General features: G+C 45.1%; 21 protein-coding genes. 11 read left to right on the top strand and 10 right to left on the bottom strand.

Annotated elements, in window-relative coordinates; genetic code table 11:
- Positions 1–79 precede the first annotated feature (79 nt).
- The 7 genes from ACFP56_RS03465 to ACFP56_RS03435 form a co-directional block, all read right to left on the bottom strand.
- On the bottom strand, positions 80–871 hold the full coding sequence (locus ACFP56_RS03465; protein ID WP_379231147.1) for a phosphatidylserine decarboxylase: 792 nt from the start codon (positions 869–871) through the stop codon (positions 80–82).
- A 146-nt stretch (positions 872–1,017) separates the two neighbouring features.
- The gene (locus tag ACFP56_RS03460; protein WP_379231145.1) at positions 1,018–2,121 is read right to left on the bottom strand and encodes a YheC/YheD family endospore coat-associated protein; all 1,104 of its coding nucleotides are present in this window, start codon (positions 2,119–2,121) and stop codon (positions 1,018–1,020) included.
- On the bottom strand, positions 2,081–2,572 hold the full coding sequence (locus tag ACFP56_RS03455; protein ID WP_379231143.1) for a GNAT family N-acetyltransferase: 492 nt from the start codon (positions 2,570–2,572) through the stop codon (positions 2,081–2,083). Before ACFP56_RS03455 ends, ACFP56_RS03460 begins: the two co-directional genes overlap by 41 nt.
- A gap of 31 nt (positions 2,573–2,603) precedes the next feature.
- Positions 2,604–3,731, bottom strand: coding sequence for a YheC/YheD family endospore coat-associated protein (locus tag ACFP56_RS03450; protein ID WP_379231141.1), 1,128 nt, complete (start codon positions 3,729–3,731; stop codon positions 2,604–2,606).
- The gene (locus tag ACFP56_RS03445) at positions 3,728–5,104 is read right to left on the bottom strand and encodes a YheC/YheD family endospore coat-associated protein (protein WP_379231138.1); all 1,377 of its coding nucleotides are present in this window, start codon (positions 5,102–5,104) and stop codon (positions 3,728–3,730) included. The genes ACFP56_RS03450 and ACFP56_RS03445 overlap by 4 nt, the downstream gene beginning before the upstream one ends.
- A gap of 60 nt (positions 5,105–5,164) precedes the next feature.
- Positions 5,165–6,295, bottom strand: a complete 1,131-nt coding sequence (locus ACFP56_RS03440) for a YheC/YheD family endospore coat-associated protein (RefSeq protein ID WP_379231136.1) — start codon at positions 6,293–6,295, stop codon at positions 5,165–5,167.
- The gene (locus ACFP56_RS03435; RefSeq protein WP_379231134.1) at positions 6,255–7,688 is read right to left on the bottom strand and encodes a YheC/YheD family endospore coat-associated protein; all 1,434 of its coding nucleotides are present in this window, start codon (positions 7,686–7,688) and stop codon (positions 6,255–6,257) included. Before ACFP56_RS03435 ends, ACFP56_RS03440 begins: the two co-directional genes overlap by 41 nt.
- A gap of 154 nt (positions 7,689–7,842) precedes the next feature.
- On the opposite strand from ACFP56_RS03435, the gene ACFP56_RS03430 reads away from it, so the two are divergent.
- Together ACFP56_RS03430 and ACFP56_RS03425 are read left to right on the top strand one after the other, a co-directional pair.
- On the top strand, positions 7,843–8,145 hold the full coding sequence (locus tag ACFP56_RS03430) for a hypothetical protein (RefSeq protein WP_379231132.1): 303 nt from the start codon (positions 7,843–7,845) through the stop codon (positions 8,143–8,145).
- 190 nt (positions 8,146–8,335) lie between these two features.
- A complete protein-coding gene (locus ACFP56_RS03425; RefSeq protein ID WP_379231130.1) occupies positions 8,336–9,700 on the top strand; it encodes a DRTGG domain-containing protein in 1,365 nt (454 codons plus the stop codon).
- A gap of 9 nt (positions 9,701–9,709) precedes the next feature.
- Here ACFP56_RS03425 and ACFP56_RS03420 read toward each other — a convergent pair whose 3' ends face one another.
- Positions 9,710–10,021 carry a YtpI family protein gene (locus ACFP56_RS03420; RefSeq protein WP_379231128.1) on the bottom strand — a complete coding sequence of 104 codons (312 nt, stop codon included), beginning with the start codon at positions 10,019–10,021 and terminating at the stop codon, positions 9,710–9,712.
- A 139-nt stretch (positions 10,022–10,160) separates the two neighbouring features.
- On the opposite strand from ACFP56_RS03420, the gene ACFP56_RS03415 reads away from it, so the two are divergent.
- Positions 10,161–10,922, top strand: coding sequence for an SDR family NAD(P)-dependent oxidoreductase (locus tag ACFP56_RS03415; protein WP_379231126.1), 762 nt, complete (start codon positions 10,161–10,163; stop codon positions 10,920–10,922).
- A 193-nt stretch (positions 10,923–11,115) separates the two neighbouring features.
- On the opposite strand, the gene ACFP56_RS03410 is transcribed toward ACFP56_RS03415, so the two are convergent.
- Entirely contained in the window at positions 11,116–11,628 is a 513-nt protein-coding gene (locus ACFP56_RS03410) for a hypothetical protein (protein ID WP_379231124.1), read from the bottom strand.
- A complete protein-coding gene (locus ACFP56_RS03405) occupies positions 11,628–11,957 on the bottom strand; it encodes a YtrH family sporulation protein (protein WP_379231122.1) in 330 nt (109 codons plus the stop codon). Before ACFP56_RS03405 ends, ACFP56_RS03410 begins: the two co-directional genes overlap by 1 nt.
- A gap of 308 nt (positions 11,958–12,265) precedes the next feature.
- Here ACFP56_RS03405 and ACFP56_RS03400 point away from each other — a divergent pair, with 308 nt between their 5' ends.
- From ACFP56_RS03400 to ACFP56_RS03365, 8 genes are all read left to right on the top strand, one after another.
- Positions 12,266–15,943: a DNA polymerase III subunit alpha gene (locus ACFP56_RS03400; protein WP_379231120.1), complete on the top strand. Its 3,678-nt coding sequence runs from the start codon at positions 12,266–12,268 to the stop codon at positions 15,941–15,943.
- A gap of 72 nt (positions 15,944–16,015) precedes the next feature.
- Positions 16,016–16,513, top strand: coding sequence for a phosphatidylglycerophosphatase A family protein (locus tag ACFP56_RS03395; RefSeq protein WP_379231118.1), 498 nt, complete (start codon positions 16,016–16,018; stop codon positions 16,511–16,513).
- A gap of 86 nt (positions 16,514–16,599) precedes the next feature.
- Complete coding sequence (locus tag ACFP56_RS03390) at positions 16,600–16,788, top strand: glutamate decarboxylase (RefSeq protein ID WP_379231116.1); 189 nt, start codon at positions 16,600–16,602, stop codon at positions 16,786–16,788.
- Between the two features lie 38 nt (positions 16,789–16,826).
- A complete protein-coding gene (gene accD, locus ACFP56_RS03385; RefSeq protein WP_379231114.1) occupies positions 16,827–17,693 on the top strand; it encodes an acetyl-CoA carboxylase, carboxyltransferase subunit beta in 867 nt (288 codons plus the stop codon).
- Entirely contained in the window at positions 17,686–18,666 is a 981-nt protein-coding gene (locus tag ACFP56_RS03380) for an acetyl-CoA carboxylase carboxyltransferase subunit alpha (protein ID WP_379231112.1), read from the top strand. The genes accD and ACFP56_RS03380 overlap by 8 nt, the downstream gene beginning before the upstream one ends.
- A 180-nt stretch (positions 18,667–18,846) precedes the next feature.
- Positions 18,847–20,601 carry a pyruvate kinase gene (pyk, locus tag ACFP56_RS03375; RefSeq protein ID WP_379231110.1) on the top strand — a complete coding sequence of 585 codons (1,755 nt, stop codon included), beginning with the start codon at positions 18,847–18,849 and terminating at the stop codon, positions 20,599–20,601.
- A 245-nt stretch (positions 20,602–20,846) separates the two neighbouring features.
- Complete coding sequence (locus ACFP56_RS03370) at positions 20,847–21,308, top strand: acyl-CoA thioesterase (RefSeq protein WP_379231108.1); 462 nt, start codon at positions 20,847–20,849, stop codon at positions 21,306–21,308.
- Positions 21,309–21,324: 16 nt separating this feature from the next.
- A complete protein-coding gene (locus ACFP56_RS03365) occupies positions 21,325–21,717 on the top strand; it encodes an FxsA family protein (RefSeq protein WP_379231106.1) in 393 nt (130 codons plus the stop codon).
- Positions 21,718–21,726: the final 9 nt, after the last annotated feature.

Below are 21,726 nucleotides of genomic sequence, written 5' to 3'. Positions count from 1 at the left end.
AACCTGATTGTCAATCGGCAGCTTATGCTTTGCATGCAGCTTTTTTGTTACTGAACATTTCGCTTGCTTTCAGCACAGATCATGATTTGCGATGAAGCATTCCCAGTCTTTGTCCCATTTTAACCTTTGTATTTGGCACGATAGCAGGATCAACATCAAACGTTCCTGTTTCCATAAGAAGGACAACCGTGGAGCCGAATGCGAAGTATGCAAGTTCCTCTCCGCGCTCAATCTGCTTCTTATTGGCATCTACATAATATATGCTGCTCACATTCATTGCCCCAACCTTCACAGCTGCGACGGTGCTGTGCGCTGTCTCAATATATGTAATGAGTCGTTCATTGCGACTTAGCACAGACTTCATATGGGTCAGCCCAAAATGATTGACAGGATATACCTTCCCAGGCAGATGTACGCTGCTTACAATGCGTCCTGAGGCAGGTGAATGAATGCGGTGATAATCAGTAGGGCTTAAGTACAGCACCATGTAATAGCCATGCTCATACTGCTTGCTTCGCTGATCGTCTGCGAGCAGCTCGCTAATCGAGTAATCCTGTCCCTTTACATTCAGCAAAACGCCTCTCTCGATAGGTCCGCAGCTAGTAACGAGAGCATCTACAGGAGAGATGAGTGCAGATTGGTCTGAATCAATGCTCCTCATGCCATCTTTCAGACGACGAGTAAAAAATTCATTCAACGTTCGATACTGCTCAATCGGCTTTTCTGCCTCGTCAACGTTAATGCCGTAGGTACGTGCGAACGTGGGAATAAGGAAGCGGCTTAATGGGGATTCAGCGAAAGCGCCAGTTATTTTAGAGATCCATTTACGAGAGGTCAGCTCAGTCATAGATCGGAACAGCCAAATTTTCATAGAAACATCCCTTCAATTCAATTCAAACATATGAATTCAGTCTGACATATTTACCGTTTCTTTTCAATGGGAAAAGCCAGCATAGATTAAGAAGTTTCAACTGAACGCGTCCAGTTAAAAGCATTCTTTTGCTGGCTTTGCCTTAATTACTGCTTGACTCGATACAGGTGTTCATATCGTGCATACTCTAGCGGGCGTCTAATCGCCTCTAAATAACGGTCATGCTCGCCAATCTGACGAAATACTTCACGTGATGGCTTCGGATTCAGTTCAATTATCCATATTTTTCCGTTTCGGTCAATGGCGATATCGATGGCGAGCTCGCATAGATGGTAGCCTTGCTGCTCAAGAAAAACGGCTAGCTCGATGGATAATAGATTTATTTCGTCCTGCACTGTTTGCAGGTCTACACTTGAATCAACAAAAGCTTGCATGAGCTTTGTCATTGAGATTGCTGAACCGCCTCCATGCAAATTAGCGGTGATGCTGCGTGCCGCACCTATACGACCAGCACCTCCCGTAACACTCCAGCTCCCATTCCCGTCCTTCTGAACAAGGATTCGATAATCATGAACACGACCATTTTTTAGCGTTAACGGGATGCCCTGCTGAATAAGATAGGAGGTAGAGGTGACATTCCATTTATTAATAAATTCCTTTAAGGCAATAATCGAAATGATACGCGGTGAGATGATGCGTCGATCGTGATCTCGGCCTTCGACCTTTACGCTTTGCGCTGAGTGCTGCTCAATACGCAAAATCCCTCGTCCGCCAGTTCCATTAACCGGTTTTACGTAGACAACATGGTACTTCTTCAGCATCTGAATTAAGTCGCTGTTTCTTGTATATTTAATCGTGTGTGGTAAGTATTTCTCAATGAGCGGCGAGCTTAACAGCTTTTGATGCATCGTCCATTTATTGCCGAGCGGACGATTTAGGAAATAGAGACCTGTGAATTTGCTCTTGAATTCTCGCAGCTGCTTCATGCGAGGGCTTCTTTGGATCCGGCAGCGGTCAAATATAAGCTGGGGAATTGCTGTCCATTTGCGAAGCCATTTTTTGGTTTTTATATTATAAATATGAGCTCGGACCTTTTTTTCTTCTTCATTGACGTCCGCAGGCGTGAATACGATCACTTGCATATCGAGCTTTTCACCTTCAATAATCATCTGCTCATAAATTTTGCGTTCTTCTATTAAGCCTGCATCGTTAAGATACAGGGTTAGAATTCCTAATATTAGGCGAGGCATTCATGGATCTCCTTTCAAAACGAAGGGTAGCTTTTCCAGTAGGACCCTTGAACATTGCTACAGCATGAAGGTCATTATTAAAGCATAAGGAAAGGCTTGCTAGGTTATCGATTGCAACCTGACAAGAAAATGTAGGTAGAGCCTGGATGAGTGCCTTCATAAGTTTGCTGCCAATTCCTCTTCGTCGTGCTTCAGGGTGTACGACGACGATGCAATGGCCGCTTCCATCTGCAATTGCGTAAGCAACGCCAAGCAGAGCTCCTTGTTCAGTATAGGTAACAATGGAGGCAGGTGGAAGATTCTCCACCTGCGGATTTAATTGCTCGTTGGATAATGCACGTAAACTATGAAGGGCTGCCAGCGTGATCCGTTTTTCACCGTATCTGGTAATAAAATTAAGAATTCTGGCTCTATGCTTGCTCCATGATTGATTGGTCAGTTGACGTAGCATTATTCATCGACCTCCTCTTATTGTCTTGCCATCAAGATTCAAGCAAGTATTGACTGTACTGGAAAATACGCTGTAGCGATTTTTGGCGAATATGAGGTTCATCGAATTTCATTGGCTTGGAGTTGGCTTCAAAAAACCATACATTTCCGTTTGTGTCTACACCGATATCCATCGACATTTCACCAAGCCGGTATTTCGCTTGCTTTTCAATCTGTGAAGCGATCGTTACTGCCGCTTTCGATACCTTTTCTACAATAGTATGAGATTCACTTGAATTGAATGCGTATGAGAGCAATTTCGCTGGCTCATCAATGCGTCCACCACGCGGTACGTGAGTCGTGATGCTGGTGCTGCCAGCTACACGAGCCCCTAGTCCAGTCATTTCCCATTGACCTGACATATTCTTTTGTATAAGTGCGCGCAAATCAAATTTTCGGTTGCGATATGTGGCAAGATTAATGCCCTGCTGAACAATATATGGTGTCTTATCCATTTCCTCAGAAATCCTTGCCCACAGCTTGCCGAAATTCACACAATTATACGTGGTCGAACTCGTTTTTTCTTGTATATTCAGGCGATATGGTAAGGTGCTGCCAGGCTTATACGAGATCGTCATAATACCTTTGCCGGCTTTTCCGCTCTCTGGTTTTAAATACAAAAATTGATGACGCTCTAGCATTCGCTCCAGTGTCGCCGGCCCAGACAATCTGCGTGTATTCGGCAAGTAGTGCTTCGCGGTAGAGGATGCTTTCAGCCATTTGAATAATTCCCATTTGTTGAAAAAGTAAGGATTGAAGATGGTGATTCTAGCATCCTTTTGACAGGCGGCAAGTTTTTTTCTCACTGGGCTGGTGCGTTCTGCTTCCCGATTTGGAATGCGGTTGTAGATAATTTTGGGAAAAGGCATTAGACGTTGCACCCAGCTTTTGGTAGCCCGATGATAAATATAGCCGCGTTGTTTTTTTCGTTTAAGAGACAGTCGTTCTACTGGCAGCACATAAACGGTAAACCCCATCTGTGTACCGACATTAATGAGATCAATAAAATTTTGCCGATTGCCTCTTAAATTACCGGACTCATCCGAGGAGGTGAGGATGGCGAATACTTTATCCGATGGATTAAGAGCTGGCACAACAGGTTCAAGTGCAGCATCAATCACGATGCGCCACCTCCTTGAAATCGGCTAAGATATAAGCAATGATCCATAATGTAGTTTAATGATTTTTTGCCTTCTATCTTCAGCTCAGGATGCTTGAAGATGGAACGGCCCGGTTTGGCGTTGGCTTCGAACATCCATACATTTCCATTTTGATCGATGCCAATATCGAGTCCCAGCTCTCCGATTCGATGTGGATAATTGCGCTCGATTGCTTCAGACAGCTTAATGGAAACGGCCTTTGCGTGTTCAAGAACAGCTTGGGTTTGACTGCCGAACGTTAGTCGCAAAGCCTGCTCGGGTGTAAGCAGCGTACCGCCGTTTTTCATATGCGTCGTTACACTGCCACGGCCTGCTTTTTTTGCCCCGATCCCAGCAGGTCGCCATTCATTGTTCCCATCCTTATGCATATGAAAGCGAAAGTCTACCGGGCATTTATCGATCTCAATCAGGCGAATTCCTTGCTGAGCGACATAGTTTTTCATGCCAGATCCGTGTTTAAGGGAAAGGGTACGGTACATTTTTTCAAAAGTTGGAAACTTGAGAAGTGTGTTTGCTCCTTTGCTGCGATAACGTATAAAGTATCCTTTTTGCGGGCGATACGTTAAGCGATATATACCATAGCCCAAGCTTCCTGTTCCTGGTTTGAAATAAACAAATGAATATTTGTGAAGCAGCTCCTTTAGTTTTTCAGGAGAAGGATTCGTAATGGACTCTGGTAAATGAGCCAAAGCCTCAATATCATTGCCAAGCAGCTCATAGACGTCAGCCTTGTTAAGAAAGCTCCAATTGAAGATCGGGATGCCTTCATTAACAAGGCGCTCGCGCAGCTGGGTCATTTCCTCTCCGATTTCAGCGCGACGATTAGGCAATCGATTATATATCACGTCTGGAAACGCAACTTTTCGTCTGAACCAGTTGCCGTTGGAATTTAGGAAGTAGCCATTAATAGACTTTTCCTTCCAGTTGATATCACTAGGTGTAAAGCCGAAGGTATAGGCCTTGTTGTGTCCTGCCTTAATGACTTGCTTCACGAAGGAGGAGCGAGAAGTAAAGGGGGATGATTCACCGGGCTTCAACGTATCGGTTAAAATGCCGACAAGCGGGCCTAGCTGAATGTCATTGCTGCCATTGTTGAGCACATGAATGATGCCGCTGGCAGGTACTTTTATTTTTTGACGTATTTCTACAGACAGATAGAGATGACGCCCGGAACGCTTTAATGGTTTTATTAATGCTTTTATTTGCTCTTGCCCAAGTCGTATATGAAGCGGCTTTGACGTATTCAGCTCTAGCTCCTGGATGAGTGGTCGTGAAGCATAAACAACCTGATCGGGCTGCTGTGAAAAGTGTATGTTGCACGTAATAAGACTCATCGATGTACCTCCTGATTATTTGGGAGCGGTCTGAAGATCAGCTCGCTCTATTACTCATTGTTATATTACTTTTTGACTCGATGCCACGCGCTGCTGCAAATACAAGGCATATGCGAGTGGACGCTCGTGAGCGTGACGATAAGAATCTGCTTTATCTTCTGAAAAGGCTAATCGGCCTGGCTTGCTGTTGCATTCCAGCAGCCAAATGCTGCCTTGAGCTGTCACGCCAAAGTCAAGTGCCAGCTCGCCAAAACGTCCAAAGTGGCCTTCAATTGCAGAAACAGTTTGCCCACTTATCATATGGATTTTTTTTAGCAAACGTTCTGCCTTGTAGCTGCCCATTTTTTCAGCGAGAAGCGGATAAGGCTCATAGGCTTCACCACCGCCGTGCATATTGGAGGTAAGCCCGTGCGGGTGGCCAACTCTTGCCATGCTGCCAGTTAGCCGCCATTGTCCAGTATGATCCTTTTGCATTAATACTCGAATATCGAACGGTTTTTGGTCCTTGGTTCGAAGAGCAAGGTATGGCTGTATCATATACGACAGCTCTTTTTTAAAACGGTACAGCCACTTTAGTGCATTAAGCTCATTGCTGAAGCTTATCTCGATGCTTTCATTGCGCAAGTTTCTACCACGTATATGAAATTGTTTGAACTCAGCCTGATAGGAGACATGAAGCACTCCTTTGCCATGCATGCCGGCTGCTGGCTTAATGACAACGCCTTCCGGATAGAGCGACAGCCACTTGGTTACACTTGCCATCGAATTTAACGGTTCAGTGTGCGGCAAATAAGGGATAAGCTCTTCAACTGTGCTAAGAGAGTCATAGACAATGAGTTTGTTTGGTAGAGTGTTATTGAAGCTTTGATAGCCTTTTCGATGCTTGAATGCCGCCAGCATGTTTTCATAGGCTTGACGTTGCTTGGCATGGCTGAAGAAACAGCGGTCATAGATAATGTCGGGCAATGGGACAGGCTCTCTGTGCCAAGCATCACTATGCCATCGATAGCCAAACAAGCCTTGCTCTGCCCATTCCATAGCAGAGATGATAAAGAGGTCGATATTATGCTTGCGTGACGCTAATGCTAATTCTTTGAAATAAATCGGCTCCGGCATAAGATAAGAAGTACCTTGCGCTTGCTGTTGAATATCAATTTTTGCGACGACGACGCCCAGCTTTAGCTTTTTCATGTGAACCTCTCCCTTCCAGGAAGCCAGTTAAAAAATTGGCATAGGCAATAAGCATTCGTACAGACGGCCGAATCTTTTTGCTCAGTGATGTTTTATCCTTTTTTGAAGGTTTGGAATTGACTTCGATTAGCCAGACCTTTCCTTGCGTATCAACAGCGAGATCGACACCGAATTCAGCAAAATGCTCCTCAACTTGTTCGTCAAGTGCTATAGCAATCGTAAGTGCCGCTGCCTTTAATGAATCGAACACACTGGCATAGCTGACTTGCGGGGGCAGATTGGTATGAGGCAATATGTTCATTACAGAACTGATCGTCCCACCTCTAGCCAGATTGGCAACAAACTGCTCATTGCCAGCTGTTCTTGCAACGATTGATGTTATGGTCCATTCACCGCTGCCGTTTTTTTGCACAAGCGCACGAAAATCTACAGGTCTATCACTCACTTTAATGACAGACAGACCCTGCTGCAGCTGGTATTTTCGTTTTGCAAGCTTGGGTCGAAGTGCTTGATACAGGCGTTTCAAGCTGGTATATTTGCTTGCCCGCTGAGAGGACGTTACAGCTCGCTCAAGAATGTAACTCTTGTTATCTTGTAAAATTAGTCTGTAAATTCCTCGGCCCAGACTTCCTTGGACGGGCTTAATATATAGAACATGATGCTTGTTCAACAATCTATGCAGCTGTTCGTAGCTGCTTAGCAGCTCTGATTCAGGCAAATAGCCTTTTGCTGCCTCATGCTCGGCAAGCAGCTCAAACACCTCGTGCTTATCGATAAAACGTTCATTAAATATCGTGATCTTGTAGTAACGAGACGTTTCACGAATCAAGGTTTGTACCTGGGGCAAGTTCTCTACTTTGCGATTCGGTAGTCGATTATAGATCACTTCTGGAAGGGGAAGGTTAAGCTTTCTCCACTCCCCGTCATTCACCCATCCGGGGATGAGTGTTCCTTTCTTGACGAGCGCTTCTGGGGTGAAGAAATAGACAAATGCGCCGTTTGTTGCACATGCTTCAGACAGCTCGTGACAAAATGCGCTTATTCCGCCAAATGGTCGCTCTGGATCTTCCATCGTATCATTATTAATGAGGACTGCCAGCAGCGGACCCAGCTTAAGTTTTGCTTCTTTTTCTTGATAATGCAGCGCAAGCTTAAGTCCTTGCTTCATTAAAGGAATGCTGAGCTGCTGCGCAAGCCTCGAATGCATCACGAGCCCTTGCTTTTTTTGTTCTGGCAGCACTTTAATGGTTTGCTTATATATGCCAAACTGAAGGCTGATATGCCGTGCCTTAGGGATCCTGTGCTCCTTCATCAGCTCTTCTCCGATCAACACAGTGTCAGGCGAGAGCGATTGTACGACATGTATAGGTACTGGCGTTTTGGATTTCAGCATACATGAGCTCCTTTCGGACTAGCTCCGTATTCAAGAGCTTGAATGCTGTATCATATGAAATATCCCCTAGGTTGGTGCTAATAACAGACATAACAGCTGCCCAAGGCGCATATCTATTACTAGAATTGAACTTGTACGATTGGGAGGGTTGAGGATGAAGCGTAAAATACTGCCATTTATAAACTTGGGACTAGCTGTTGTGATGTTGTTTTTCGCATTGCCTAAGCTAGGTACTGCAGTAGAACCGATTGGCAATGCCTTTTGGATTGCTTGGACTGCGCTGGCAGGTCTTGCGATTGCAGCCAATGGCAACACGTTATTAATGAGCGAGGAGAAGCGTGAACGCCTTCTAGCTATTAAGCGCCATCGTGCACTTCGCTTTGAACGAAAGCTTGCTGCAATCGGAGTAAAAGCTGCGACACGCAAAAAAAAGGAGCGCGTTAACGAGACGGCTTAGGCGGCATAATTTATTCGTTATAACACTTATATGCTAAACTGGGGATGTCCAAAAAGTCTTTCACGAAGACTTTTTAACATCCCTGTTTATGTTGTCTACCGAGATGAAGAAGTGATCTGCTCTGTTGATTTTGTTTATGTTCGCTTAAAATAATGATATAGGTTTAATTTGCTGAGAAAGGGTGAGGAATATGTCTGCCAATGATGATCTCAAACAAAGCGCCTCGGAAACGATGACCAAGCATGAAATGATCATTCATTACATTCAAAAGCTGCCGATTGGTACCCGAATATCAGTGCGTGCAATTGCCAAGGAGCTGCAGGTAAGTGAAGGCACAGCTTATAAGGCGTTCAAGGATGCTGAGACTGCAGGTCTTGTATCTACGAAAGAAAGAATCGGGACCGTTCGAATTGATCGCAAGCGGCGAGAAGCCATGGATCAGCTGACATTTCGCGAGGTAGCTGAAATCGTGGACGGCAGGCTGCATGGCGGCTTAGCAGGCATTGAAAAGACACTTCAGAAATTTGTTATAGGAGCGATGGAGCTGGATGCGATGCTGCGATATATCGGCGAATCGTCCTTGCTAATTGTAGGTAATCGTAAAAACGTCCACCGCAAGGCGCTTGAGCACGGAGCAGGTATTCTGCTTACGGGCGGCTTTGAGCCTGAGCGAGAAGTGATCGAGCTGTCGAACGAGCTGAAGTTGCCCGTGCTTTCGACTCGGCATGATACGTTTACAGTAGCCTCTATGATTAATCGGGCAATGTATGATCGCTTGATTCGCAGAAAAATAATATTGCTTGAGGATATTGTTACCTTCACGAAACCAGCCGATGTGATGTACGTTGGACAAACGGTAGCCGAATACCATGCATTGTTCAGAGAAACAGGCTCGGCACGCTTCCCGGTGCTTGATGAACGCGGACGAGTAGTTGGCATGATGACTGCCAAGGATGCTGCGGGAGCGGAGGATAGTGTTAGCGTCGATAAAGTAATGAGCAAGCATCCGATTACGGCAGCGCCTAATATCACCGTTACTTCAGCGGTACACACGATGGCGCTTGAAGGCATTGATTTGCTTCCGATCGTTGATCGTCATCGTAAGCTGATGGCTGTGGTAACACGTCAAGAGGTACTGGATGCGATGCGCTTTGCCGGAAAGCAGCCTGAAAGTGGGGAAACGTTCGAGGAGCTGATCTGGACAGGCTTTGTCTTGCATTCTGAGGTTGTGCCTGATGATGCAAGCATGGTGTACTCTGGTAAGATTACACCTCAGATGTCAGGAGCGCTTGGGATGGCATCGGAAGGACTGCTCAGCACTCTGATGGGTCAGGCAGCCCGCAATATGATACGTGAAACAAGCAAGCGAGACTTTTTACTGGACAATGTTAATACGTATTTTTTGCACCCAATACCGATTGAAAGCGAAATTACGATTATGGCTAAGCCGCTTGAGCTGAGCCGAATGGTGACAAAAATCGAAATTTCGATACATGATAATAAAGGACTAGCCGCCAAGGCAATCCTGGCGGCTCAAATGATCGATCCTTATTAAGGGCTGACTTCACTGCGTGTGCGAGCGAGCCTCCTTGTTGCGGTAAAAGCTTAAGTTGCGCAAGCCTGCGAACAGGTTGAACAAGCCTAGCAGGAGAAATACGGCCCCAAGTACAATGCGGAGCGTCGATTCGTTGGAATAAAGCAGCTGAATGATCGATATTAAAATCAGCATGACCCCCATGCTGATGTTCAGTTTTCCACCTAAAATTCCTTTGCGAATCGGTTCCTTCGCTTGTCTTGAGCGCACGCTGTAAAAAAGCGAGAATAACAGGCTAATAAAGATAAGCACTGATGCAATTGAGGAAATGATCGTCTCCATAGGGTATGTATCCTTTCTATGTCGGTTTTCTGACTTTCAAAATTATAGCATACTTTGAACAAGTTGCATGCTGCAAGTGACAGGTTTGGCTGAATACGTTCAAATTTATATAAAAAGTAATAGGGAAGGGTTGGCAAAGATGGGTCATAAACAGATGTTTCAAGACCATACCGTGCTCATTACCGGAGCAGGGGCAGGGATCGGCAAGGTGCTTGTGCAAAGCTATGCGAGAGAGGGCGCTTGTGTGATTGCAGTTGATCGCGATCAGCAGAAGCTGGAGGAAACAGCAGCAATTATGGAAGCAGAGGGGCTTGACGTGCTTTGCTATACGGTTGATGTTAGTAAACCAGAGCTTATTGAGCCGATGTTTAGCGATATTGATGAGAAGCAAGGCAAGCTCGATATCGTCATTAATAATGCAGGTCTCGGGATTTGGAAGCATCCTTTTGATCTAGGGCTGGACGAGTGGGATTATGTGCTGAATACAAATTTGCGAGGCACTTTTTTGTGCACTAGAGAAGCAGCCAAGCTGATGCGCAAGTACAAACGAGGCGGTTCGATTATTAATATGTCTTCAACGAGAGCGCTGATGTCAGAGCCTAATTCTGAGGCATACGCTGCATCCAAGGGTGGGATATTGGCACTGACGCATGCCATGGCAGTATCGCTTGGCAAGGAGCGGATTCGGGTTAATGCGATTTGTCCTGGCTGGATTGAAACAGGGGAGTACAACGATTTGCGGCAGGTCGACCATGATCAACATCCTGCGCATCGTGTGGGCAGACCAGAGGATATTGTGAAGGCGTGCTTTTATTTAAGCGATCCTGACAACGATTTTGTAACAGGCACTCAGCTTGTTGTCGATGGCGGCATGACTCGAAAGATGATGTATGAGGAATGATAACTCTACTGCTGTGAGTGGGCATTAACATGGAGCTTATGCAAATATAAATTAAAAAAAAGCATTCGGCTGCACGCTGCGCGAATGCTTTTTTGTCGTGGAGTGTGAAATTAATATGGTTTAGAGAGGTCTAATCACAACTGGTTTTTTACTGATAACTGAGCTATAGAGCTTATTGTTGATGGCATGATCCTTAAGAAGGTGGAGGTGTATATTTCCGAACACTCATCCAAACCTGAAGGGTGTTGTCAACAAGCAGAACTGTTTTAAGCTCAATCGTATAATCATGTCCCAAAATATCGCGGTACACTTTTTTTTCGAGAATTTTTCGGGCGAATTGTGCGTTTGAGTCAATATCATAAATGCTTTGGCCGATTAATATCGATAAATCCTCTCGTACCAGCTTCAAAAGCTCGCTTTGTGCCAACGCATCAAGCTTTGGTCTGGCAGCCTCATTGCTTTCTTCTTCAATTCGAAGCGTTAAGCTTTTGATGACAGTATGCTGGGATTTGTATTGCGACAAGTTATGAATATCCTGCTCATATTGCATCATCTTGGCCTGGAGATTCACTCGTTCGTTGTAGTAAGCTTCAAACTGCACGGCATGCAGAGTGTTCAATATAATAGCACCAACAATCGCGCCAACAATAAAGGAGCCTGACATGCCCAAAAAATGAACATAGCGTTCAAAGGGTGGAAGGCGCATTACGCAACCGCTCCCTTGCAAAATAGTTTAATGAGCTCTGTTGCTGTGTGTGCGCCTAGGAAGGCAAATACGATAAAGCATACCTGTTGAAGGGCAGGAGAGATCTGACCAGCGCTAATATTGCTTTCAATAACTCTCACAGGATCGATTGAGCCGCCAATCGCGGCGACAATTGCCCATATTTTCAAGCGAGTAGCAGTATCCAGAATAACCGTTGCTGGAGGCATCAGCATAAAAACAGCACCAACACCAGCAATGAGCGAGCCGCCTAAAACTACGCCAAAGGCTATAAAAAAGTCCAATCCTGCCTTCGATAGAAATTCGTTCATGATTCACCCCTCCATAAGTCAAGCCTTATGATTCATTGTATGGGCGTGTCCATGTAAAATATGATAAAATAATAGGAATAAATAGAGGTTGTTCAAAAGTACGACTTTGATGACGATGTATTGCGTCGATAGCAATATCGACGTCGAACATGTCCGTCTACCGAAAGCTTCGGTGCTCACGTAGTTACTACCTACGCTGCGCTCCTCGCTTTCTAGTATCCGGCCATTTTCTCGGTCCTGAAAGCCGAACTATTGAACCTTTATTGAAAGATTATTCAAACAGCTTGTAGTTAGGAGAGTGACAATTGATGAGCCATACACTGGCGGCGGACTTTGTCCATTTGCATGTTCATAGTGAATATAGTTTATTAGATGGCGCCGCGCGCATCCAGGAGCTCGTTAAAACAGCTGCAAGCAAAGGGATGAAGGCGCTGGCGCTCACAGACCACGGGGTCATGTACGGGGCAGTCGCTTTCTATAAAGCATGTCAACAATACGGAATCAAGCCGATTATCGGCTGCGAAATCTATTACACCGCTGGCTCTCGCTTTGAAAAAGGGAGTCGCAAGGATAATCCAATCTATCATTTGATCTTGCTTGCTATGAATGAGCAGGGCTACCGCAATTTAATGAAAATTGTCTCGATCGCTCAGCTAGAGGGCAATCATTATCGTCCCAGAGCTGATGAGGAGACGCTTAGGGCTCATGCCGAAGGAATTATCTGTCTAAGCGCATGTCTAGGCGGCGAGGTTAATCAAAAGCTGCTGCACGGAAGCTGGGAGGATGCAGTAGCAGCTGCTATGCGATATAAGGATATATATGGCGATCGCTTCTACTTGGAGCTGCAAGATCATGGATTGCTGGACCAGAAGCGGGCAGGGAATATGATGATTGAGCTTTCTAAGCAGCTGAACATCCCGCTCGTTGCAACCAATGATGTGCACTATGTCGCCAAGCAGGATGCAGAGGTGCAGGAGGTGCTGATTTGTATCGGCACAGGCAAAACGCTTAATGATGAAGACCGCTTGAAAATGGATAACGACCAAATGTACTTGAAAAGCGGCGAGGAAATGGCTGAACGTTTTCAGCATATTCCGCAAGCAATTGCCAATACGAAGGCAATCGCCGATCGCTGCGAGCTTCAGCTTTCGCTTGGAAGAGCCAAGCTGCCGCAGTTTTGGCCAATTCCTGAAAAACATTCATCGGCAAGCTTTTTGAAAGCTTTATGTGAGGACGGACTTCTACTTCGATACGGGAATCAATCGAGGTGGAAGGAGGATGCAGCTTATCGCAGGGAAATCGAAGAACGGTTAGCTTACGAGCTGTCAGTGATTGAGAAAATGGGGTACAGTGATTACTTCTTGATAGTGTGGGATTTTATCCGATTTGCAAAAGAGAGAAAGATTGCAGTAGGACCGGGACGTGGTTCTAGTGCGGGAAGTCTTGTTGCCTATACGCTGAATATTACGGATGTTGATCCGATAAAGTATAAATTGATCTTTGAGCGTTTTCTTAACCCGGAACGTATCAGCATGCCGGATATCGATATTGACTTTGATGACGAGCGGCGAGACGAGGTTATTCATTATGTAGCTGCGAAGTACGGCGAGGAGCATGTTGCACAAATTATTACGTTCGGAACGATGGCAGCCAAGGCGGCTATTCGAGATGTAGGACGCGTTATGAACATCTCGTTCCAGGAGGTAGATCGTGCTGCGAAGCAAATTCCGAATCATGTTGGGGTTACGATTGCTCAAGCACTACGTACAAACAGTCAGTTGAACATCGCGTATGAGCAGCAAGCGTCAACAAAACGATTGATCGATATGGCGATGAAAGTAGAGGGAATGCCACGACATTCCTCCACGCATGCGGCAGGCGTTATTATTGCCTCAAAGCCGTTAACTGATTTTACTCCGCTGCAGTATGGGAGCGATCAGCTAGCGCTTACCCAATACTCTATGGAGCATTTGGAAGCAATCGGTCTATTGAAGATGGATTTTCTGGGCTTAAGAACACTGTCGATTTTGGAGCGTTCCCATCGCTGGGTCGAGCTGCTGCATGGTAAACGGGTTGATTTTAGTACAATCCCTGATGATGATCCAGCAACCTATGAGCTGCTCGGTAAAGGGGAAACGACAGGCATATTCCAGCTTGAATCTGCTGGCTGTCGTAGAGTGCTAAAGGAATTGAAGCCGTCTGATTTTGAAGATATTGTATCGGTCCTAGCCCTATATCGACCAGGCCCGATGGAATTTATACCTAAGTACATCGATGGCAAGCATGGCAAAATAAATGTCGAATACCCGCACGACGAACTTCGGCATATTTTGCAGGATACGTACGGTATTATAGTATACCAGGAGCAAATTATGCAGATTGCTTCTCATATGGCGGGTTTTTCACTTGGAGAAGCCGATCTGCTGCGCCGAGCGGTATCCAAGAAAAAACGCGAGGTGCTGGATGAGGAAAGAGCCCACTTTGTAAAAGGCAGTCTGAATATGGGGTATGACGAGCGGGCAGCTAACGAGGTGTACGATATGATTGTTCGTTTTGCCGATTACGGTTTTCCTCGTGCTCATGCGGTAGCCTATGCGGTGCTCGCTTTTCGTACAGCATGGTTCAAGACGCACTATCCAGCTATATTCATGGCATCTATGCTTGCATCAGTGGCGGGCAACATGCAGAAGACTGCGCAATATGTGGATGAATGTAGACGAATGGGTATAAAGGTGCTGCCGCCTAGTGTTAATGAGAGCCAATTGAATTTTGCACCTGTTCAGGATGGCATCCGCTTTGGCTTGTCTGCCATAAAAAATGTAGGAACACAGGCGATTGAATCCATAATTGTCAATCGCGAAAAAGGCCCTTATGAGAGCTTGGTTGATTTTTGTAAGCGTGTAGACCTTCGAGTAGTGAACAAACGCGTAATGGAATCATTGATTTCAGCTGGTGCTTTTGATGAACTGGAAGGACATCGAGCCCAGCTTCTGGCTGCACTTGACGATTGTTTGGAGGCCGTCGGCAAGTGGAAAAAGGAGCGGGACGAGCTTCAGCTTGAGCTGTTCGGATTTGAGGAGATTCAGAATTGGAGTGTTGAGCTGCCTGATATTCGCCCTTTTACGAAACAAGAGCAGCTTGAGCTCGAATACGAGCTGCTAGGGATGTACTTGTCCGGGCATCCACTGGATGAGCTGCTTAGAGCGGTCGAAGATGTGAGAATAGATCAGCTTATTGAGTTGCTGGAGCGAGAAGATGGAAGCTATGCCGTCGTACCTGTACGTGTGGCGTCGCTGCGTCCGTTTGTTAGCAAGCGTGGACAAGCGATGGCATTTGCAGAGGTCGAAGACACGCTTATTCGACTGGAGGCTGTCATCTTTAACAGAGTTTGGACGAAGCATGCACAGCAGCTTAGCAAGGACAAGCTGGCTATGATGCTCGTAGAACTGCAGAAGCAGGAAGAAGAGCTGAAGCTGATTGTTCACGATGTAGCACTCGCCTCAGGCGACAGCTATGAAACACTTCGCATACCTGCTGAGCGCCTTGCCGCGCAAGCGAATTCGCGAAATCTAGCCTTGCAGCGCAAAAATTCACAAATGGTTGTAAAGGATAGTACGCTGCAACGTACTGCAAGTAGCACATCAGCTATACAGAACATAGCAAGTGAACTGTTGGAAGAAACTGCTGTTCCTGCAGCTGCTAAACGAGCTGCTTCACAAGCTGCTGAGACAACTAGCGGCTCTAATGAGACATCTTCAGCGCCAAGGGTGTATATCAAGCTACGCAGCCACTTACAAAAACAGAATGTACTAGCCAAGCTGCAGCGTATTCTGCTGGCGCATCATGGTGGTCAGCCGACTGTATTGTTCTATGAAGGCACAGGTCAGATCGTTGCGCTTAGTCAGCAGTATTATGTGCATTACAATGAACAGCTGGCTGAAGCGATTAGCCAACTGCTGGGAGAAGGCAGTATTGCGATAAAGTAAATAGGCACATTTAGAGCGATCGCTGCATATGCTTACCCTACAATACTAGAATGAATGTAGGGAGTGAGAACGATGAGCTTGGCATACATTGAATCTTTATTGTTGTCACGCGGAGTTCGATTGCAGCAAATTGCTGAGATTGCCTATCAATTGCAGTCGCCATATCAAGCGTCCTTGACGGTTAAGGATTGTGAAAATAGTGTAAAGGCTGTTCTCTCTAAACGGGAAGTGCAATATGCGCTGTATACTGGAATTGCGCTGGACCAGCTTGCTGAGCAAGGTTTGCTGCCGCAGCCTTTGCAGGCCATTATGGAAAGCGATGAGCCATTATATGGCGTAGATGAAACGCTGGCGCTAGGGATTACCAACGTGTATGGCATGATTGGATTAACTAGTTTTGGTTATCTCGATAAGGTGAAGCCTGGCATATTGCAGCAGCTTAATGCAAAGGGAAACAACGTCCATGTATTTCTTGATGATTTGGTTGCTGGCGTGGCCGCAGCGGCCTCTGCAAGAATCGCACATCAGGATAAAAAGGCTCAGCAATATGATTTGCCCGATCGTCCGTAGTTATGTTATCATGAGTTCATCATACGGCCTTTGACGGGGATTGTTGCTTGATCAATTGCTAATGTGATGTTGTAGGAGGTAAACCCATGTGGACGGTATTCTATATTGCACCGAGTGAGAGAGCAGCAGAAAACATAAAAACCAAACTAACACAAGAAGGATTTCTCGTTAAAATCCGTCCTGTCAATTTGTCCAAACAGCAATTCGAAATTCTAGTTCCATCAGGTGAAGTAGAAGAGGTACGAGAGATATTTGACAGCATCATTCGCCCATAGAGCTATGCATTTCGATTGCGCCCAAAGAGGTGTGAAACGTGCAAATTAAAGATCTGTTTTCCAAAAAAAAATACGCCACAATTCCAACGGAACGTCCGAAAAGAGAAGTTCCGGAAGGACTAATGAACAAATGTCCTAAGTGCGGCAATATTCAGTATAGTAAAGAGCTTGAGAAAAATCTTAAGGTCTGTTCTTCGTGTGGCTATCATGGTCGCTTGAATGCTAGAGAAAGAATAGCGATGACTCTGGATGACGGCATTTTTGTTGAATACGATGCTACAATGGAATCAGTAGATCCATTGAATTTTCCGGGCTATAAAGCAAAGCTTGAGCAGCAGAAAGCCAAATCCAATTTGCATGATTCCGTTGTAACTGGCGAAGGCAAAATTGGTGGTTTTCCGGTTGTTATTGCTGTCATGAGCTTTGACTTTTTTACGGGTAGTCTAGGCTCGGTTGCAGGTGAAAAAATTACACGTGCAATTGAGAGTGCGCATCTAAAAAAATTACCGCTTATTATATTTTCCACATCTGGTGGAGCAAGAATGCAGGAGAGCATCTTAAGCTTGATGCAGATGGCGAAAACTAGCGCAGCTTTGGCAAAATTCCAAGGCGATGGCGGCTTATACATATCTGTATTTACCGATCCTACCACTGGTGGTGTCTCGGCAAGCTTTGCAAGCTTAGGAGATTATAATCTTGCAGAACCAGGCGCATTAATTGGCTTTGCAGGTAGAATCGTTATCGAACAGACGATTCGTCAGAAGCTTCCTGAAAATTTCCAAACAGCAGAATTCAATTTGCAGCACGGTCAGCTGGATAAAGTGGTGCATCGCAAAGATATGCGCTCTATGCTTACCAAGCTGCTGGACATGCACGATATAAAGGAGGTTTCTTCGAATGAGTGAATTGCCATTTGAAAAGCCGCTAAATGAGCTTCGCAACAAAATTAAGGAGCTTAAAAGCTTGAGTGATGGCACTGGTCTTGATTTCTCAGAGGAAATCGCCAGACTGGAGGAACGCTGCAAGGAGCTGGAGGATACGATGTACCGAGAGCTTACTGCTGCACAGAAGATGCAGCTTGCACGTCATCATCAGCGTCCAACCTCACTAGACTTTATTGGTGCTATATTTACAGATTTCATCGAGCTGCATGGCGATCGTTTATTTGCTGATGATTTGGCCATTGTCGGTGGACTAGCTAAATTTAACGGAAGGCCTGTAACGGTAATTGGTCATCAGCGCGGTAAAGATACGCGTGACAATATTGCTCGTTTCTTCGGCAGCCCTCACCCTGAGGGGTTCCGCAAAGCACTACGTTTCATGCAGCAAGCCAACAAATTCAACCGACCGATCATTACGTTTATTGACACGAAAGGTGCCTATCCCGGAGATACTGCGGAAGCGCGGGGACAATCTGAAGCGATTGCCCGTAACTTACGGGAAATGGCAGGCTTTGGCGTGCCAATTATTTGTGTCGTAATCGGGGAAGGCGGAAGTGGTGGCGCGCTGGCGCTTGGCGTAGGGAATCGCGTGCTTATGCTGGAAAATGCGATTTACTCTGTTATTTCGCCTAACGGTGCAGCATCGATTCTATGGAAGGATGCATCACGAGCAGACGAGGCAGCTGAAGCGATGAAAATTACCGCGAAGGATTTGCTGTCAATGGAAATTATCGAGGAGATTATTCCGGAGCCGCAAGGTGGTGCTCACCGTAATCTGGAGGAGCAGGCTGAATCTATTAAGGTTTCTCTTGCCAAGCATTTGGACGAGCTGCTTCAAATGAGTGCGGAAGAGCTAATAGAGGACCGTTATCATAAATTCAGAAAAATTGGTCACTATCGTATGGCGGAAGCAGAAGCTGGTCAAGCTATAGAATAGCATGTTCAACTATAACAATAGCGATGCTATTTTTCAGTTGCAAAGCTGTTATAAAAAATATAAAATTATAGATTGTGAACCATTGAGTGAAAGGCTGTTCACTGTCATAATTTGTATTTAATTATGATCTACTGATGATACTAAAAAATGAATCTCAGGCATTAAACGGAGGAACCTATCATGCGTAAAACTAAAATCGTTTGTACAATTGGACCATCCAGCGAATCGTTGGAAAACACGAAAAAATTAATTCAAGCAGGAATGAACGTCGGTCGTTTGAATTTCTCTCATGGAGATTTCGAAGAGCAGGGCAATCGTATTAAAAACATTAAAGCTGCAAACAAGGAGCTTGGCACATCTGTTGCTATACTGCTTGATACTAAAGGTCCAGAAATTCGTTTGGGCAAGTTGAAGGAAGAACCGATTGAGCTTGTGCAAGGCGAAACCATTACGTTAACAACAGAAGATATTTTAGGAGACCGCAATCGAATTCCTGTGACATACAATAATCTTCCTAACGATTTGTCAGTTGGTTCAACAGTATTAATCGATGATGGTTTAATAGGCTTGAAGGTTGAAGGTATCGAAGGTACGGAAATTCATTGTCGTATTATTAACAGCGGTCCGATCAAAGGGAAAAAAGGTGTTAATGTACCAGGAGTAAAAATTTCACTTCCAGGTATTACGGAAAAGGATAGAAACGATATCATTTTTGGTGTTGAGCAAGGCATTGACTATATTGCAGCTTCCTTCGTACGAAAAGCAAGCGATGTGCTAGAAATTCGCGAGCTGCTAGAGCAACACAATGCAAATCATATCCAAATCATTTCTAAAATCGAAAACCAAGAAGGCGTAGACAATCTGGATGAAATTCTTGAAGTGTCTGACGGTCTTATGGTTGCACGTGGTGACCTTGGGGTAGAAATCCCAGCGGAAGAAGTACCACTTGTACAAAAGCTAATGATTAAAAAATGTAACCTGGCAGGCAAGCCGGTTATTACAGCTACACAAATGCTTGATTCCATGCAGCGCAACCCTCGTCCGACTCGTGCAGAGGCAAGTGACGTGGCTAATGCAATTTTTGATGGAACGGATGCAATTATGCTTTCCGGTGAAACAGCTGCTGGTAAATATCCAGTTGAATCTGTACAAACGATGTCCCGCATTGCACAGCGTGCAGAGGAAGCTCTTGAGTACCGTGAAATTTTCTTGAAGCAAGCAAGCGCTCAACAAAATTCCGTTACTGAAGCAATTAGCCAGGCAGTAGCGAATTCTGCATTGGATCTAAATGCTAAGGCAATCGTTACTTCGACGCATAGCGGCTTTACAGCACGTGTAGTTTCGAAATATCGTCCAAAAGCACCAATCATTGCCGTTACACCGACCGAACAAGTAATGCGCGGTTTAGCGCTTTGCTGGGGCGTATTCCCTGTTCAAGGACCAGAAGCAGCAACAACGGATGAAATGTTCGATTATGCTGTTAACGGTGCAATGAATACGGGCCTGCTAGCTGCTGGTGATACTGTTGTTATTACTGCCGGCGTTCCTGTGGGACGAGCTGGCACAACGAATTTGATGAAAATTCATCATATCGGTGAGCTACTAGCTACAGGACAAGGTGTAGGAAGCCAAAACGTTACAGGTAAAATTGTTGTTGCGCGTAATGCTGAGGAAGCAAACGCGAAGGTTCAACAAGGTGATATTCTCGTAACTGTGGCTACTGATAAAGAGCTTATGCCTGCATTCGAACGTGCAGCAGCTGTTATTACTGAGCAGGGCGGCATTACAAGTCATGCGGCAGTATGCGGAATCAACCTTGGTACGCCAGTTATTCTAGGTGTGAAAAATGCTATGGACATTCTTAAGGATGGTATGGAAGTAACCATCTATGCAGAAACAGGCTATATTTACTCAGGCCAATCCAAAGTACTATAATTGCTGCTAGCATATATACAAAGATCGCGACCTTATTGGTTATCCCAATAGCTCGCGATCTTTTTTATTGCGTCAATTTGTTTCACTATCAATAGCAGCCGAAATTGATGAATAAGTATGATAGATCAGGGGAATACAATAAATCTGCCGTTAACAATGGACTTGTTCATGGGTTGAACTTTGCATGCGATGCATAACCTTATTATAATCATAGTATTACAAGGTTAACTAAAGGAGTTATCGTTATGGCAGGAGAATGGGTCGTTCATCCGATTCGTGTTCGATATCAGGAAACGGATCAAATGGGTGTTGTGTTTCATGGGAATTATGTAACCTGGTTCGAAATTGGCCGTACAGAATGGGTAAGAAGTTTAGGAGTAACCTATCGAGATATCGAGGAAAAAGGATTGCTATTTCCTGTAATTGACTTGATGGTCAGTTATGTGCTGCCAGCAAAATATGATGATAGGGTTATTGTGTGCACAAGATTGAAGCAGTGCTCTCCTTTACGAATGGAATTTGAATCACAGGTAAGAAGAGTGACAGAGCAAGAATTTAGAGATAACCATTATTCAAATGAGGAAGAACTGCCTGGTGAGTTGCTCGTGCATGGTGGAACGAAGCATGTTTGGGTTAATCAAGATTTCCATCCCGTACGTCTATCCAAGGTAATGCCTGAACTATTTGAGAAGCTGCAATCGATGTAGATGGGAGAGAGCGGTGATGAAGAAATGGATACCCGCATTCATAATTTTGTTTCCTTTGTTGGAAATATGGGGAATATTGCTTGTTGGCGATTGGATTGGAGGATGGAACACATTTACGCTAATGATATTTTTAAGTTCGATTGGGGCAATAGCCGCAATCTATGAAGGACGCAAGGTGCTTTATCAGGCAAGAATACAAATGAATCAGGGACAAATTCCTGGACGTTCCTTCGTGAATGGAGTTTGTGTGCTTGCTGGCGGTTTGCTATTGCTTCTGCCTGGTTTTATTTCTGATATTGCAGGGATTTTATTGCTGGTTCCTTTTACTAGACGTATGTTTGAAGGGATCATTCTAAAATGGATCGAAGCCGCTATGAATAGCGGTCGTTTTACGATGCGACGGTTTTAATTTAACAAT

Origin of the sequence: Paenibacillus septentrionalis (assembly GCF_042659865.1) — a bacterium.
GTDB classification, from domain to species: domain Bacteria; phylum Bacillota; class Bacilli; order Paenibacillales; family Paenibacillaceae; genus Pristimantibacillus; species Pristimantibacillus septentrionalis.
Note: the sequence above shows the minus strand (reverse complement) of the source record. Positions and strands in the feature narration are given on the sequence as shown.